General features: G+C 55.2%; 14 protein-coding genes and 1 pseudogene. 9 read left to right on the top strand and 6 right to left on the bottom strand.

Annotated features, from left to right (window positions below):
- Positions 1-24: 24 nt before the first annotated feature.
- On the top strand, positions 25-1,440 hold the full coding sequence (locus ACTF5M_RS01235) for a pyridoxal phosphate-dependent decarboxylase family protein (protein WP_438959295.1): 1,416 nt from the start codon (positions 25-27) through the stop codon (positions 1,438-1,440).
- A gap of 6 nt (positions 1,441-1,446) precedes the next feature.
- Here the strand turns inward: ACTF5M_RS01235 and ACTF5M_RS01230 are convergent, their stop codons facing one another.
- Entirely contained in the window at positions 1,447-2,352 is a 906-nt protein-coding gene (locus ACTF5M_RS01230; RefSeq protein WP_438959294.1) for a LysR family transcriptional regulator, read from the bottom strand.
- Between the two features lie 87 nt (positions 2,353-2,439).
- On the opposite strand from ACTF5M_RS01230, the gene metF reads away from it, so the two are divergent.
- A complete protein-coding gene (gene metF, locus ACTF5M_RS01225; RefSeq protein WP_438959293.1) occupies positions 2,440-3,306 on the top strand; it encodes a methylenetetrahydrofolate reductase [NAD(P)H] in 867 nt (288 codons plus the stop codon).
- Here the strand turns inward: metF and ACTF5M_RS01220 are convergent.
- The gene (locus tag ACTF5M_RS01220; protein ID WP_438959292.1) at positions 3,272-4,255 is read right to left on the bottom strand and encodes a DUF2235 domain-containing protein; all 984 of its coding nucleotides are present in this window, start codon (positions 4,253-4,255) and stop codon (positions 3,272-3,274) included. The two genes, metF and ACTF5M_RS01220, sit on opposite strands and share 35 nt — an antisense overlap.
- A 257-nt stretch (positions 4,256-4,512) precedes the next feature.
- Between ACTF5M_RS01220 and ACTF5M_RS01215 the strand changes: the two genes are divergently transcribed.
- The 3 genes from ACTF5M_RS01215 (at position 4,513) to ACTF5M_RS01205 (ending at position 8,821) form a co-directional block, all read left to right on the top strand.
- A complete protein-coding gene (locus ACTF5M_RS01215; RefSeq protein ID WP_438959291.1) occupies positions 4,513-7,404 on the top strand; it encodes a valine--tRNA ligase in 2,892 nt (963 codons plus the stop codon).
- Between the two features lie 44 nt (positions 7,405-7,448).
- Positions 7,449-8,549 (top strand): pyridoxal phosphate-dependent aminotransferase, encoded by a 1,101-nt coding sequence (locus tag ACTF5M_RS01210; protein ID WP_438959290.1) that lies wholly within the window; start codon positions 7,449-7,451, stop codon positions 8,547-8,549.
- Between the two features lie 74 nt (positions 8,550-8,623).
- Positions 8,624-8,821, top strand: coding sequence for a hypothetical protein (locus ACTF5M_RS01205; protein WP_438959289.1), 198 nt, complete (start codon positions 8,624-8,626; stop codon positions 8,819-8,821).
- Between the two features lie 23 nt (positions 8,822-8,844).
- Here the strand turns inward: ACTF5M_RS01205 and ACTF5M_RS01200 are convergent, their stop codons facing one another.
- A complete protein-coding gene (locus ACTF5M_RS01200) occupies positions 8,845-10,041 on the bottom strand; it encodes a pyridoxal-phosphate-dependent aminotransferase family protein (protein WP_438959288.1) in 1,197 nt (398 codons plus the stop codon).
- 155 nt (positions 10,042-10,196) lie between these two features.
- Between ACTF5M_RS01200 and ACTF5M_RS01195 the strand changes: the two genes are divergently transcribed.
- A complete protein-coding gene (locus ACTF5M_RS01195; protein ID WP_438959287.1) occupies positions 10,197-12,104 on the top strand; it encodes an ABC transporter ATP-binding protein in 1,908 nt (635 codons plus the stop codon).
- A gap of 19 nt (positions 12,105-12,123) precedes the next feature.
- The gene (gene ygfZ / locus ACTF5M_RS01190) at positions 12,124-12,852 is read left to right on the top strand and encodes a CAF17-like 4Fe-4S cluster assembly/insertion protein YgfZ (RefSeq protein WP_438959286.1); all 729 of its coding nucleotides are present in this window, start codon (positions 12,124-12,126) and stop codon (positions 12,850-12,852) included.
- Here the strand turns inward: ygfZ and efp are convergent.
- Complete coding sequence (gene efp / locus ACTF5M_RS01185; protein WP_438959285.1) at positions 12,849-13,412, bottom strand: elongation factor P; 564 nt, start codon at positions 13,410-13,412, stop codon at positions 12,849-12,851. The genes ygfZ and efp overlap by 4 nt on opposite strands.
- A 212-nt stretch (positions 13,413-13,624) precedes the next feature.
- On the opposite strand from efp, the gene ACTF5M_RS01180 reads away from it, so the two are divergent.
- Positions 13,625-13,942 carry a DUF6280 family protein gene (locus ACTF5M_RS01180; protein WP_048598313.1) on the top strand — a complete coding sequence of 106 codons (318 nt, stop codon included), beginning with the start codon at positions 13,625-13,627 and terminating at the stop codon, positions 13,940-13,942.
- Positions 13,943-14,046: 104 nt separating this feature from the next.
- On the opposite strand, the gene ACTF5M_RS01175 is transcribed toward ACTF5M_RS01180, so the two are convergent.
- Entirely contained in the window at positions 14,047-14,619 is a 573-nt protein-coding gene (locus ACTF5M_RS01175) for a cobalamin biosynthesis protein CobQ (protein ID WP_438959284.1), read from the bottom strand.
- A 52-nt stretch (positions 14,620-14,671) separates the two neighbouring features.
- Between ACTF5M_RS01175 and ACTF5M_RS01170 the strand changes: the two genes are divergently transcribed.
- The gene (locus ACTF5M_RS01170) at positions 14,672-16,138 is read left to right on the top strand and encodes a cobyric acid synthase (RefSeq protein ID WP_438959283.1); all 1,467 of its coding nucleotides are present in this window, start codon (positions 14,672-14,674) and stop codon (positions 16,136-16,138) included.
- On the opposite strand, the pseudogene ACTF5M_RS01165 reads toward ACTF5M_RS01170, so the two are convergent.
- Positions 16,135-16,463, bottom strand: a pseudogene (locus tag ACTF5M_RS01165) (hypothetical protein); the annotation flags it as partial. The gene ACTF5M_RS01170 and the pseudogene ACTF5M_RS01165 sit on opposite strands and share 4 nt — an antisense overlap.

The following is a 16,463-nucleotide window of genomic DNA, read 5'->3' as shown; positions in this document are numbered from 1 at the left end:
CCATCACGCAAGGAGTTGTAACTCATGACAAACAAGAACCTTCATGAAGGCAACCGGATGGACCCAAGTGACTGGACAGCGTTTCGCGCCGAGATGCATCAGGTCCTTGATGCCTGCGTCGATCACCTTGAAAATGCCCGAAACCATCCATGGCGGCCTGTTCCCGATGGGTTTGACGCGGCCATATCGCTCGACACGCCAACGCGCGGTGATGTGACCAGTTTATTGACAGACACAATCATGCCCGCCTCCACCGGCAACACGCATCCAGCGTTCTTTGGATGGGTCCACGGCACAGGCCAAGCCATGGGGCTGGCCTCAGAAATGGTGGCGGCCGCGATGAATTCGAACTGCGGAGGCCGCGATCATGGGGGGATCCGTATTGAAAAAGAATGCATCCGCTGGCTGACCGATTTGGCGGGACTAGGCGAAAATGCAAGCGGCATCCTGACCACGGGCACATCGCAGGCCACAATCTATGCGCTGTCTGCAGCAAAAGTATCACGGTTTGGCGCAAATGTCCGCAAAACGGGCGTTCAAAATTTACCCCCAGTGCGTGTGTATATCGCCAAAGGTGCACATAGCTGCATCAAACAGGCCATGGAAATTCTTGGCTTTGGTGGGGACGCCGTTTGCCAGATCGCCTTGAAAGACGGGGCGATGGATGCGGACGCGCTGCAAACACAGCTGAACCAAGACACCGCCGCTGGCATTGTGCCGTTGGCAATTGTGGGCACCGCCGGAAGCGTGAACACCGGCACTTATGATGATCTGAACACTCTTTCGCGTATCGCCCAAGAGCATAGCACATGGTTGCACGTTGATGCGGCTTTCGGGTTTTGGATCCGCATCGCCGCACCACGCCTAAGCGTCCTTGCGAGCGGTATTGAGCATGCCAATTCCATCGCGCTGGACGGGCACAAGTGGTTGGGTGTGCAATACGATTGCGGCGCGTGTTTGCTACGTGATCATGATCTGCACCGCGCGACATTCTCGGATCGTGCAGAATATTTGACCGCGCAATCCGCAGGGATTGGTGCGGGGGACTGGTGGCCCACGGATTACGGCACCGAACTTAGCCGCGGGATGCGCGCGCTTAAACTCTGGACCACGCTCAAAACCCACGACTGCGATACAATAAGCGCCGCCATCACCGACAACTGTGATCAGGCTACGTTGATGGGCGAGTTGGTTGAGGCCTCTCCCCATCTAACGCTCGCCCATCCTGTCATCTCAAACCTGTGTGTTTTTACGCCAAATGCGGGTGACGCATCTGATATCGCAGCGGCCTTGCAACTGTCTGGTGATGCCGTGTTCTCGACCACGACGGTTGATGGCAAAAACTGTTTGCGTGCGGCGATCGTGAACCACCGTACCACATCGCAAACAATCCACGACGTGATCGCTGCTGTCGAGGCGCAAGTGATCGCTGCGCGTTAAATCGTGCTACTGGCGCTGAAGTTTAACCGCTTCAATGCCAGCCAGCTTTAGCAGATGAGCCATGTAGGGTAGCGTGGTCTCGTTGCTACGTGTGGCTGCGTAAAGCCTGCGCGTAATGCCTGTTTCTGTCAGCGGCCGCGTCACATAGTCAGACGAGTATTTCACCTCGCGCACGACCCAATCAGGCAACACCGCCACCCCGCGATTTGAGGCAACCAACAACAAGATGACGGCCGTCAGTTCCGCTTGACGGACCTCTGCGGGTTCAACTTTTGCAGGGATCAAAAGCTGTGAGAAAACATCAAGCCGCGAGCGTTCAACAGGATAGGTTATCAGAGTTTCACCGCGAAAATCCTCGGCATCGACAAAAGGCTTGCTGGCCAGCGGGTGCTGGTTCGAGGCAACAAAAACCGCGTCGTAATCAAAAAGAGGTGTGAAATCGACACCAACCAAATCCGCCGGATCTGACGATACAACAAGATCAACTTTTTCCTTTTGCAACGCGGGAAGCGCGTCAAAGGCCAAACCGGGTAAAATATCAACATCCACGTCAGGCCAGGCTTTGCGGAATTTCTCAAGCACCGGAAACAACCACTCAAAACAAGCGTGACACTCGATCGCTATATGAAGACGTCCTGCGCGGCCCTGCTCAATGCCCGCAAACTCAGCCTCAAGCGCTGCGACCTGAGGCAACACTTGCTCAGCCAGTCCCAACAGCTTCATGCCCGCCGCCGACAATTTCAACGGCTTTGAACGCCGGATAAACAACTCAACTTGCGCTTGATCCTCGAGGCCTTTGATCTGATGGCTCAGCGCAGATTGGGTAATGTTGAGCCTATCCGCGGCAGCCGACAGCCCACCGGCTTCGTGGATCGCTTTGATCGTGCGTAGATGGCGAAACTCAATATGCATGCTGCCCTCATAATGATGGTGAGCGTTATGAACTTGTCTCAGGTAATGCCCGCAGGCACAAAAACGCAAGCCAAAAAGGAATATACCATGCCAAACCCATCTGTGAGTTTCGAGTTTTTTCCGCCCAAATCCATCCCCGCGGCGTTCCGCCTTTGGGATTGCGTGCAAACCCTTGCGCCCCTTGATCCGTCATTCGTGTCTGTGACCTACGGGGCGGGCGGCACAACCCGCAAACTTACCCACGAAGCCGTGAGTGCGCTGAGCAGTCAAACAGACCTGACCGTAGCCGCACATCTGACCTGCGTCGATCAAACCCGTGATGAGACGTTGGAAATTGCGCGCGCCTACATGGATCAAGGTGTGCGCCAAATTGTGGCACTTCGCGGCGACGCGCCAAAAGACCAAGCTAAGTTCACACCACACCCCGAAGGCTTTGCATCGTCCCTTGAGCTGATCAGCGCGCTTAAAGCAGAAGGCGTTGAGCACATCCGCGTCGGCGCTTATCCGGATTGCCATCCTGATGCCGCGGACATGAAGGCCAACGTTGAATGGCTGAAACGAAAAATAGACGCAGGCGCCGACAGCGCATTAACGCAGTTCTTCTTTGAAGCCGACACGTTCCTGCGGTTCCGCGATCACTGTGCTGCAGCGGGCATCACTGCGCCGATCATCCCCGGCATTTTGCCGATCGAAACATGGTCGGGCGTGCGCGCTTTTGCCAACGCCTGCGGCACGCCAACGCCGCGCTGGCTTGATGATGCATTCGATAAAGCAACCCGCGACAACCGTTCCGACCTGCTAGCAATTTCACTGGCAACAGAGCTGTGCGATGCGTTGATTACGGAAGGCGTCGAACAGCTGCATTTCTATACGCTGAACAAGCCAGAAATGACGCGGGACGTCTGTCATGCTTTGGGGATTACTCCGCGACTCGAACTTGAGAAAGTCGCCTGATGCCGCGGCGCATCTCAACGGCCAGCGGGTGGATCGCCTCGGACGGATCAAGCCCGACGCGCCGACGTTTGCGGGACAAAAACACCACCGACAACCCACGCCAGTTTCCGGTTGAAGGCGCGTCAGGGTTTTCTACAAAGCGCTCACGCCAGTCACGGGGCAACGGCACGCCGCAGTGATCCAAGTGACCCAACATCCAGTTCAGCGGGATATTCGCCAAACCACGGTCCGCCACATATGCCCCAATCTGCCCGCCCACATCACCGTGCGTACCGCGAAACCACACTTGCTCCATCCGCACACCGCGCCAACCCGGACGGGTCTCCCATTTGACAGGCATATATGCCCGCCGCGTCTCATCAAGCGCCAACGCGTGAAACCCGTGGCGGACATTCTGGCCAAGCGTGTGAGAATGAAACAGGTGCTTCTTTTCGGTGATCCGCCACAGTAGAGGCAACCGTAGCCCAAGGGCTTTGACCGTGTCCCAAACGCCAATCATCTCAATCGGTGTCTCTGGATGGCAATGGGCATCCGAAAACGCGCGCCGCACGTCTGAATTACTGCCGCTTTCGTAATGCCTGTAGGCCGTGCGAATATTGCGCATTGTTGCGTGTTCGCGCTGCAAAAGGCCAATTTTCTCCACCATGCCCGCCAAACTTCGTACAGCATACGCTCCGCGCGAAAACCCAACCAGAACAATTTTGTCGCCTGCCCTGTAACGACTAGACAGATACCCGTAGGCCCGCCGGATTTGCCGGTTGATGCCGCGGCCTACCATGACATCCCACGTCGTGCGCCAGTCATACCACTGGATGCCCGGCTCATAATAAACGGACAATTGCGGGCTTTCACCGACTTCTTGCAGGAGTTTGAACACATGCCCCACGTTCGTCTCACGCCCCGGGTTCAACGATGACATGGTCCCATCAAGGATGATGACATGGGTCACGCTGGCGCTATGCGTGCCTTCCTTGATTTGCTGCGGAGCAGGTCCCCGCGTAATCCACTTGAATAATCGCCTAAACACAACGCGCACTCCTTGGACCAGCCATCGCACAAGCGGCCATCACACCCCAACCAAACTGACGTGAAAACAGTGTAATATTTCGTAACGCAGCCGCAATGGGTCAGTTGTCTGCTCACAGGCCTTTTCCTTGGGACGCAGCTCGGCTATCTGAGGGCCAATCTGATAAGGGATCAAGATCGATGGCACTGGACAAAACTTTCAATGCAGCCGAGGCAGAGGCGCGTCTTTACAAAGCATGGGAGGACAGCGGTGCCTTCAAAGCAGGTGCGAACGCATCTCGCCCCGAGACGTTCTCTATCGTGATCCCGCCCCCCAACGTCACAGGCAATCTGCACGTTGGGCACGCATTTAACAACACGCTGCAAGACATCTTGATCCGCTGGAAACGCATGCAGGGCTACGACACCCTGTGGCAAGCGGGCACAGATCATGCTGGTATCGCAACCCAGCTTGTTACCGAGCGTGAAATGGCCGCCAATGGCGAACCCACCCGTGCCGAAATGGGCCGTGACGCCTTTATTAAGCGCGTTTGGGAACAAAAAACCCGCACACGTGGCAATATCATCGGTCAGCTGAAACGTCTTGGCGCGTCTTGTGATTGGGACCGTGAGGCCTTCACGATGGGCGGCGCCAAAGGTGACCCAGAAGCTGGCAACGGCGCACCAAACTTTCACGATGCTGTCATCAAAGTCTTCGTAGAGATGTATAACAAAGGCCTGATCTACCGCGGCAAACGTCTGGTGAACTGGGACCCCCATTTTGAAACGGCAATCTCTGATCTTGAGGTTGAGAACGTCGAAGTCGCGGGCCATATGTGGCACTTCAAATACCCGCTGGCGGGTGGTGAGACATATACTTACATCGAGAAAGATGCTGATGGCGTCGAAATCCTGCGTGAAGAGCGGGACTATATCTCCATCGCGACCACGCGCCCTGAAACAATGCTTGGGGACGGTGCTGTTGCCGTAAATCCGCGCGATGAACGCTATGCGCCAATCGTTGGTAAGCTGTGCGAAATTCCCGTGGGGCCCAAAGAGCACCGTCGCTTAATCCCGATCATCACCGATGATTACCCCGATATGGACTTCGGCTCTGGTGCGGTGAAAATCACCGGCGCGCACGATCCCAATGACTATCTGGTGGCAAAGCGCGCTGGCATCCCGCTTTATAACCTGATGGACACCAAAGCAGCAATGCGCGCCGATGGCCGCAGCTATGCCGAGGAAGCCGCAACGGCTTTGCGCATTGCGCGCGGCGAGGAAGACTTCGACGAGGCGAAAATTGCCGCGATGAACCTTGTCCCCGATGATTACCGCGGCCTTGATCGGTTTGAGGCCCGTAAGAAAGTGATCGCCAACATCACAGCCGAAGGTTTGGCCGTGATGACCCAAGAGACCTTCACAGATGAGGACGGCAACGAGGCAACCCGAAGCGTGCCACTTGTTGAGAACAAGCCGATCATGCAGCCCTTCTGTGACCGCTCCAAAGTGGTGATGGAACCTATGTTGACGGATCAATGGTTTGTTGATGCGTCGAAAATCGTGGGCCCCGCCCTTGATGCTGTGCGTGACGGCCGCACGACAATTTTGCCCAAGAGCGAAGAGAAAGTATACTTCCACTGGCTCGAGAACATCGAACCTTGGTGCATCTCGCGGCAGTTGTGGTGGGGACACCAGATCCCCGTTTGGTTTGACGGCGACGGCAATCAGTACTGCGCGGCAACCGAAGTAGAGGCCCAAGCACTTGCAGGTGACGGTGTAAAGCTGACCCGTGATCCCGATGTTCTGGACACATGGTTTTCGTCCGGCCTTTGGCCAATCGGCACACTTGGCTGGCCGGAACAAACCGCAGAACTGGCGCGCTACCACCCCACATCAACGCTGATTACTGGTACAGATATTCTGTTCTTCTGGGTTGCCCGAATGATGATGATGCAAATGTCCGTGGTGAACGACATTCCGTTCGACACAGTCTATCTGCACGGTCTCGTACGCGATGCCCAAGGAAAGAAGATGTCGAAAACCACCGGCAACGTGATCGACCCAATTGACATCATTGACGAATACGGCGCCGATGCGTTGCGTTTTGCCAATGCGGCGATGGCGTCTCTGGGCGGGGTGCTGAAACTCGATATGCAGCGCATCGCGGGCTACCGTAACTTTGGCACCAAAATCTGGAACGCCCACCGCTTTGCCGAAATGAACGGCGCTGTGGGCAGCAACGGCATGCGTCCAGAGCCCACCGCCGCAGTCAACCGCTGGATCATTGGTGAGACGGCCAAAGTGTTTGCAGACGTGAACGCAGCGCTTGAAGCTTACCGCTTTAACGATGCGGCAAATGCGCTTTATGCATTTGTGTGGGGCAAGGTTTGTGATTGGTACGTGGAGCTGTCAAAGCCGCTTTTGCAGGGCGATGATGATACGCACAAAGCCGAAACCCAAGCGACCATGGCATGGGTTTTGGATCAGTGTTTGATCCTTCTGCATCCCATTATGCCTTATGTCACCGAAGAACTTTGGGGCACATCAGACGACCGCACATCCATGTTGGTCCATGCAGAATGGCCAAGCTACGGCGCGGACCTTGTGGATCCGGCAGCGGATGAAGAACTGAACTGGGTGATCTCTTTCATCGACGCAGTCCGTTCCGCACGCGCGCAAATGAACGTGCCTGCGGGCCTCTATATTCCGGTTCTCGCGATCAATATCGATCCGGCAGCGCGGGCGGCCTACACCGCCAATGAGGCAATGATCAAACGTCTTGCGCGGATCGATAACCTGTCTAACGCAGCCGAGACACCCAAAGGGGCGATCTCTGTGAACGCAGGTGCATCAAGCTTTGCGCTGCCGCTCAAAGACATTATCGACGTGGACAAAGAAAACGCCCGCCTATCCAAAAACCTGCTCAAGCTTGAGAAGGAAATCAAAGGGCTCGAGGGCCGCGTCAACAATCCAAAGTTCGCACAATCCGCACCTGCGGAAGTGGTTGAAGAAGCCAAAGCGAACCTGTCAGAGCGTCAAGGCGAGGCAGAGATTGTACGCGCAGCTTTGGCCCGCTTGGCCGAGATTTAGGCAGGCACTCACGGGCCTTCGGGCGGCAAGGAAAGGTATTGAACATGAGCAATGATTTTCTGACGCCGCTCGCCCGTGAGTTGCCGGCCTCGGTCCCTTTTGTTGGGCCAGAGGCGCAGGAACGCGCCCGTGGTGAGGCCTTTACCGCGCGGCTTGGCGCAAACGAGTCTGCCTTTGGCCCCTCAACCAAAGCTATTGCGGCTATGCAGCACGCAGCAACTGAGGCTTGGCAATACGCCGATCCAGAGGCGCATGAGCTGAAACACGCTTTGGCTGAGTTTCACAGCGTCAGCCCAGATCACATCATGATCGGTGAAGGCATCGACGGTCTTTTGGCCAATCTAGTGCGTCTCACAATTACTGAAGGTGACCATGCGGTCACGTCGCTTGGGGCCTACCCCACTTTCAATTATCATGTTGTAGGATTTGGCGGCACATTGGCGACAGTGCCATACCAAGACGACCATGAAGACATCCCTGCCCTATGGGCAAAAGCGCAACAGACCCCGCGCACCAAGCTGATGTATCTCTCAAACCCCGACAATCCGATGGGTACGGCACATAGTGCAAAAGTGATTGAGGCAGCCATTAAAGACATTCCAGTAGGCGTTCTTTTGGTGCTCGACGAAGCATATGCAGACACCCATCATGACCTGCCGCAGATTGATGCCAATACCCCGAATGTCGTTCGGATGCGCACATTTTCAAAGGCTTATGGGCTTGCCGGTGTACGGGTCGGCTACGCACTTGGCGCGCCTGATGTCATCGCCGCATTCAACAAAGTGCGAAACCATTTCGGGATGTCGCGGGTCGGGATGGCTGGTGCGCTAGCCGCATTGCAAGACCAAAGCTATCTAAAGCAAACAGTAGCGCAAATCGAAGCATCCAAGGCGCGCATCGCTGACACAGCTCGCGCGCACGGGCTTACCTGTCTGCCCTCACATACCAATTTTGTGGCAATTGATTGCGGCCGTGACGAGGCTTTCGCAGTCAGGGTGATGAACGAATTACTCGAACGCGGCATCTTCGTGCGCAAGCCCGCCGTGGCCCCACAAAGCCGTGCCATCCGCGTGTCCTGCGGCCCGAAAGATGCCATGGACGCATTTGAAAAGGCATTTGCAGCGACTATGGCGAAGTTGGCGTAATTTGAATTAATTCTTGCCTGTTAGCTTTGCCGCCATAAAGTTATGTTTAACCATTGGCTTCTAGCGTGCAGAGTATGTCTTATCGAAAACCCGTGTCTGACCGTGCAGAGCGTTACACAAAGCCGTTCCTATGGAGTTTTGGCGCGCTGCTATTTATGGCGATCTTCGCCATCTACACCATCTGGGGTGCTGTTGGCGTGATGCTCTTTGCCTACAGTTTTGACCTGTTAATCATCAGGCGCATTCCACAAAAAATCAAAAAACGCGCCTGAAAACCTTTAAACATCCTGTGCTTTTATCCCTGCCCCGCCAGAACGCGCGTCGCAGCTTCAAGTGCTCCGTGCCCATGGGGCAAGCCAGTGGCTACAAGCCCTGTTTGAATTATGCCCAACGCACCCAAAATCATTTGCGCATTCACGTGACCCATGTGACCGACACGGAAGAAACCGTCTGACTTTGGATCGTCCTCAGTTGCCATGCCCAACCCGATACCAAGCGTAAGACCCGCATTTGCGCTCACCCAATTTCGCAGGGTCGTCGCGTGCGGGGCGCCGGTGCGCAATGTTGTTACCGCGTGACTGCGCAGCGCACGATCTGCGATGTTCAACTCAAGCGGGCCGTCTTGGGACCAACACTCAAACGCGGCCCAAACGGCTTCGGCCAATACACGGTGCCGCGCCAATACGTTCTCATAGCCTTCTTCGTTGATAATATCCAACGCTTCGCGCAATCCATAAATATGATGCGTCGGGGCTGTGCCGCACCAATGCAGATAGAAAAGCTCTGGGTTCGTGCGCGGGCGCCAATCCCAATAGCGCGACAGGCATCCGTTCGTTTCGCGGATGCCATCGGCTTTGTCGCTGTAGAAAACAAAACTCATCCCCGCCGGCACCATCAGGCCCTTTTGACAACCCGCGACCATCACATCGACGCCCCACTCGTCCATGCGGAAATCATCACAGCCAAAACTAGCGATACAATCCACCATTAACAGCGCATCACTGCCCGCCTCATCCATCAAAGCACGCACGGCAAACACGTCGTTTTTGACTGAGGTCGATGTATCAACGTGCACCATTAAGACCGCTTTGGCCTGAGGTGTCGCCACAAGAGCCTCGGCGACACGGGCGGGATCAAAACTGCTGCGTCTGCCGAAATCCAGAACATGCGCGGTGACGCCCATCGCCTTGGCCATATCCGCCCAGCCATTAGCGAACAGTCCGGTCATGATGACGATCACCTCATTACCTGCCGAAAGCGTGTTGAACAAAGCAGCCTCCCACGCGGCATGGCCGTTCCCGATATACATCGCCACGTGATGCTTGGTCCGCGCCATCGCCTTGAGATCTGCGGGAAGTGTTTCAGTGATCTCAATCAGTTCGCCCTCATAAATGTTGGGCGACGGGCGGTGCATCGCCTGCAACACCCGGTCCGGCATAACAGAGGGACCAGGAATGGCGAGGTAGTGGCGACCGTGGGCAAGCGATGTCATTGTAAATATCCTTGAAAAGCTCGGATCTGTTCCGATGGCCTAGAGCTAGACCGCCGATGCGTGTTGGTCAATTCGTGACCCTTGCGCCAACCTGTTTGCCAGAATAGACCGTAGGTTACGCATCTGCCCTGCCTAACTGAAAGTGCGCAACGACAGTGACCGAAAGATCCCCTCCTCCAACTGATCTAGCCGCGCAAAGCCTTGTTGCTGCGGGCACGCCTCGCACCCTTACGGACCGCGCGCTTTTTAACTGGCTTTGGACACGGTTTTTGCGTCCGCATACGGGCTGGCTGATCATCGCGTTGATCTTTATGGCCATCGAAGGCTCCATGCTGGGGCTGTTGTCGTATATGCTGCAGCCGATGTTCGACACAGTGTTTGTGGGCGGTAACAAAAGTGCTGCTTACGTCGTAGGCGGAGTAATTTTTGGCATTTTTGCAGTTCGTGCCATCACAACTGTTGGCCAACGCGCGATCCTTACGCGCATCGCCCAAAAGACCGAAGGCACCATTAAATCTGATATGGCGCGTCACCTGATGAGCCTCGACATGGGATTTCATCAGAAAAACCCACCGGGATACCTGATTGAGCGTGTGCAAGGCGATGTGCAAGGCGTGAACCAAGTCTGGATGGCGCTGATTACCGGTGCTGGCCGTGATGCAGTGACCCTTGTGGCGCTTTTGGTTGTGGTACTGTCCATCGATTGGGTCTGGACGCTTGTCACCCTAATCGGGCTGCCGCTTATGATCCTGCCAAGCCAACTGATGCAGCGGTTTGTGCGGCGCAAAGCCACAAATGCCCGCGATGTTGCGGCCTCTATGTCGACGCGGCTTGATGAAATTTTCCACGGCATGGCCCCCATCAAGCTGAACCGCTTGGAGACGTATCAAGATGACCGCTACACCGGACTGATCTCGAAACGTGTCCGCGTTGAGGTGCAAGCCGCGATTGGCCGTGCGATGATGTCTGGTCTTGCGGATTTGGTGGCAGGCATCGGCTTTTTCGCCGTACTGGTTTACGGCGCGAGCGACATCATCTCGGGCGAAAAGACCATCGGTGAGTTCATGTCGTTCTTTACGGCCATGGGATTTGCGTTTGAGCCCCTGCGCCGCTTGGCCGGTCTTGCAGGTATCTGGCAAACGGCTGCGGCGGGGATTGAACGCCTCAAAGAGTTGTTTGAAACCACGCCGGATCAGATCAAAGCGCCAGTTTCCGTAACCCCGCTACCTGCAGAAACCGGCGACATTATCCTACGCGACGTGCATCTTAGCTACGGCGATCATCCAGTTTTGCAGGGCGCAAGCTTTACCGCTGTTGCAGGCCAAACGACCGCGCTGGTAGGCGCATCTGGCGCGGGCAAATCGACTGTGTTCAACTTGCTGACTCGCCTCAATGACCCAAGCGCCGGTCAAGTCATGTTGGGCGACACAGACATTACTCAATTTGACATCAACGCGCTACGCTCGCTCTATTCCGTGGTGACCCAAGACGCGCTGCTCTTTGATGAAACAATCCGCGAAAACATTTTGTTAGGTCAGGGCGACGTCACGGACGAACAGCTTGCTGCTGCCCTTGATGCGGCCCACGTCAGTGCGTTTTTGCCCAAGCTTGAACAGGGCATTGATACCCCCGCTGGTCCACGGGGGTCAGCCCTTTCTGGCGGACAACGACAGCGTGTCGCGATCGCGCGCGCACTTTTGCGCGACACGCCGATCTTGCTGTTGGACGAGGCTACATCCGCTCTCGACACCCAATCAGAAAAACTGGTCCAAGATGCGCTTGAGAAGCTTTCAAAAGGCCGCACAACACTTGTGATCGCGCATCGCTTGTCCACAATTCAAAACGCCGACAAGATTGTGGTGATGGACCGAGGGCGCGTCGTTGAGGAAGGCAGCCACGGGGCGCTGATGGCGCTTGGTGGGGCATATGCCGCCCTTCATGCTGCGCAATTCAAAGACGGCAAAACAGTGCACCGCGCACCGTATCTCAGTACCCCGTCCGAGACCGAAGAGGCACCAAGCATCTGGACGTCACTGACTAACCTGTTCCGCCGCTCAACATAATTAACTGTAGGCATAAACCATGACCGACCGCACCGTTTTTACAATCAAAGGGCCTGACCGTCATAGCTTTCTAGCAGGCCTCATCACCAATTCATTTGATGCACAGAGCCCGCTCACATATGCGGCACTGTTGACCGCGCAGGGTAAGTTCGTTGCCGATTTCTTCTTGCTCAATGACGCGGAGCAAGTGTTACTTGATGTGGCTAGTACCCACGCCAGCCTGCTGTTCACGCGGCTGAACATGTACAAATTGCGTGCGGATGTGGCCATTGCGCAAGGTGATCTGTCCGTATCGCTTGGCAGCGGCCATGCTGATCCGCGCCACCCTGAATTACCCAACCGTGCTTATAGCGCCGCAAGCGATAGCAGCGCGCCTTCAGCAGTCGCAGCGGACGCGCTTTCATCCCTAAACGTACGTTTGGCCGTGCCGCAAACGGGGATTGAGCTGACGCCTGACACCTACATTCTTGAGGCGGGGTTTGAACGCCTAAACGGGATCGATTTCAAAAAGGGATGTTTTGTCGGGCAGGAAATTTGCGCGCGGATGAAGCATAAGACTGAACTGAAAAAGGGCCTCGTGAAAGTCGCCCATGACGGCAGCGCAAAGGCCTACACCCCCATCACCAAAGACGGCAAGCCCGTGGGCCATCTCTATTCAGTGTCGGGGAACTTGGGACTGGCGCACATCAGATTTGACCGCGCCGAAGGGATGAGGGCAGATGAAACCGCCCTCACCGTTGTCGATTAGGCGCGCTCTGCGTATTCCATCGTTTCTGTGTTCACGACGATGTCTTCGTCCTGGCCAACAAACGGCGGTACCATTACTTTGAAACCGTTATCCAGAACCGCTGGCTTAAAGCTGTTTGCGGCTGTCTGACCTTTAACGACTGGCTCTGTCTCAACCACTTTGCACACCACCTTTTGTGGCAGCGTTGCGTTAAGCGCTTCGGCTTCGTGGTATTCGATGACGATGGTCATGCCGTCTTGCAAGAATGCGCGGCGCTCGCCCAAAATATCTGCGGGCAGTTCAATCTGCTCATAACTCTCAGTGTCCATGAACGTCAGCATGCCGTCGCTTTCAAAAAGGAACTGCTGGTCTTTTTGCTCAAGGCGGACGCGCTCAACTTTGTCGGCACTGCGAAAACGCTCGTTAAGCTTTGAGCCATTTCGAAGGTTCTTCATCTCAACCTGAGCAAAAGCACCGCCCTTACCTGGCTTCACATGGTCTACTTTCACAGCGGCCCAAAGCCCGCCGTTATGTTCCAAAACATTACCTGGTCTGATCTCATTTCCGTTAATTTTTGGCATTGGTCGGATGTCCCGCAAGTGTTGATATACTATTAACAGCGCCTATATCCTTGGTAACGGAAGCTGGCAAGCAAGGGCCGATTATTACAATTCAGTAAAAAGCCATACGTTTTCATCATGACAGCCATGCAAAAAATACTTCCCCGAATCGCATTGAATGGTCCATAACGACCCGACGTCGATAACAAGACCAACTGTATTTAGGAGACGAGATGCAAGATTTCGTTGATGGCACTGCATTTAACAACGAACAAGGCAACCGCGCACGCAAGCTGTTTGCAGCGGTGGTGCTGGCCGCATTGGACGATGCGATCGCTGATGACAAGAAATACGGAAATGGTCCAGACCAAATCGCCCGTTGGGCACGTTCACGTGACGGCCGCGAGGTTCTAAGCTGCGCAGGTATTGATCCGAACGAACGTGTTGTCGAAGGTTTGATGGACTTTGTTGGCAAGGGCGTACGGACATCCGTGGCACTTAGCCGTGAAGAAAGCGAGCGTCGCAACGCAGCACAGGCAGAAGCCGCTTAAGCGTGCTGCGAAACTCACTGCAAACGAATTAATAGAATGCGTCCTAAGATTTAGGGCGCATTTTTTGTACGTATTTTATCGCGACTGCTCCGGTTACCCTAAGGCTAAAATACAAACGCCCAGATCAATCCAGGCACAACATGTGCAGCCATCAAAACACCACTCAAGCCGACGATCAATTTACTGCCCCAAAAACGTCTTACGATGAAGGCGCCTGCAATCAGGCTCATCCCCATTTCAATCGGCGCGACAATCCCAGCATAATGATTGCGATCCCAATAGCTGAGCGGACTTTGGTAAATCCAATCCGTTAGGGGCCAGAAATGCGCGCGCCCGTCATCATGATGCAGCGGAAAATCAAACAGCAGATGTAAAAGAGCCGCGCCGCAAAGACCAATTGCCCAATCCAGCCGCCACCAAAGCGCCGCAACAAAGCCAGCCCCCCACAAGATAAAACTGTTATCGACGCGAAAAACGGCTTGCCAGAGGTCGGAAAAATAAAGCTCGCCGAACACAATGCGTGCATCAATTCCCATAACAAACAGTGACCACCCCGCCATCACATAGAGCGATGCATCAGGGATCAGCGCCCCGGCTAATGCGGCAGCCGTGACCCGTGACGCGTTCGAGCGCCCAAATACCGCAAGTCCAAAAATCAGATGTGCCGGTGTGTTCATCGTGGCCCTCCGCTGCGGGTCAATGTAAACACAGGTAACGCGAGGGGGCACAATGACAAAAGCAATCATGATACAAGGTGCCGGCTCAAATGTGGGCAAGTCGATCTTGGTGGCTGGCATCGCGCGTGCGTGCGTGCGGCGCGGCATGAGCGTTCGCCCGTTCAAGCCGCAGAACATGTCCAACAACGCCGCTGTCACTGAAGATGGAGGCGAAATCGGCCGCGCCCAAGCGCTTCAAGCAATGGCTTGTGGCGTGGCCCCACACACGGATATGAATCCCGTTTTGCTCAAGCCCGAAACCGACATTGGCGCGCAAGTTATCGTACAAGGCGAGCGTGTTGCCACACTCAAAGCGCGTGATTACGCTGAAGCAAAGCCCAAGCTTATGCATGCCGTCCTTGAAAGCTTTCACCGTCTCGCAAGCACCACCGATCTGGTAATCATCGAAGGCGCAGGCTCACCTGCGGAGGTGAACTTGCGCGCGGGCGACATTGCCAACATGGGCTTTGCCGAAGCCGCAGGGGTTCCCGTCGCCCTGATCGGTGACATTGATCGCGGCGGCGTTATTGCCCAACTGGTCGGCACCCATGTGGTGCTACCCTCAGAAGATCGCGCACGGATTAAGGCCTTCGGCATCAACAAGTTTCGAGGCGATACGAGCCTGTTTGATGAGGGGCTAACTGCAATCATAGATCACACGGGCTGGACGTCGTTGGGCGTAAGCCCTTGGTTTGCCGATGCTTGGAAACTACCTGCCGAAGACGTGATGGATGTTGCCAGCCGAACCGGTGGGGCGTTCAAAATTGCCGTGCCGCGCCTTGGCCGCATTGCAAATTTTGACGATCTGGACCCGCTATCATCCGAGCCGGACATCACAGTTGAAATCATTGAGGCCGGACGCCCCCTGCCCGCTGATGCGCAGCTGGTTTTGATACCGGGCAGTAAATCAACGATCGCCGATCTGGCCCATTTCAAGCAACAAGGTTGGGACATAGATCTGCAGGCCCATGTGCGGCGTGGTGGTCATGTGTTGGGTATTTGCGGTGGTTATCAGATGTTGGGGACCAAAATCCATGATCCCGATGGCATTGAGGGACCGGCTTGTTCCGTCGATGGGCTGGGTCTGCTTGACATTGAAACGGTCATGCACCCCCAAAAACGCCTTAGCTTATCATCCGGGTTTCACACAGCATCCGGCCAGCCCGTTGATGGGTATGAAATCCACTTAGGCAAAACGACAGGCAAAGACTGCGACGCTGCGTGGTTGACCCTAGATGGGCGCTCTGAGGGGGCCGCATCCGCGAATGGCAGGATCAAAGGGTGTTATCTGCATGGCCTTTTTGCAGCAGATAAATTTCGCGCAGCGTACCTTGCAGAATTAGGCGTCACGTCCCGACAGCTCGATTATCAAGGCGATGTAGAGGCCACACTTGATGCGCTTGCTGATCACCTAGAAAAGCATATGGATATTGACGCTTTGTTGGCATGCGCCGCTGATGTACGCAGACCTACGGCCTAATCTAGATCGATACTTGCCATTGCGCGGTGAATTTCGCGCCGTACCAGTTTTCGGACATTACGGCTGATCTGCTCACCCAACTCGCCTTGAAGCTCCTCACGGACAAGTTTACCGATCAACTCGCGCAGAGCATCTTCATCCATAACATGCTCTTGGAACATGTTTTCGTCTTCAGCTGAATTTGCCGAAGTTTCCGGACCAACCTCATCCGCCACGATTGATGACAGGTCCGCATCCGACAAAAGCGCCGCCTCAGCTTCTTGATCCTCATATGGAGGCACCTGAGACGCCGGGGATTTTGCGTCACCGGTAAAAAACGCCACGA

Source organism: Nereida sp., assembly GCF_965655635.1.
Taxonomy (GTDB): Bacteria; Pseudomonadota; Alphaproteobacteria; order Rhodobacterales; family Rhodobacteraceae; genus Nereida.
This window is presented reverse-complemented; position numbering and strand designations above follow the sequence as displayed.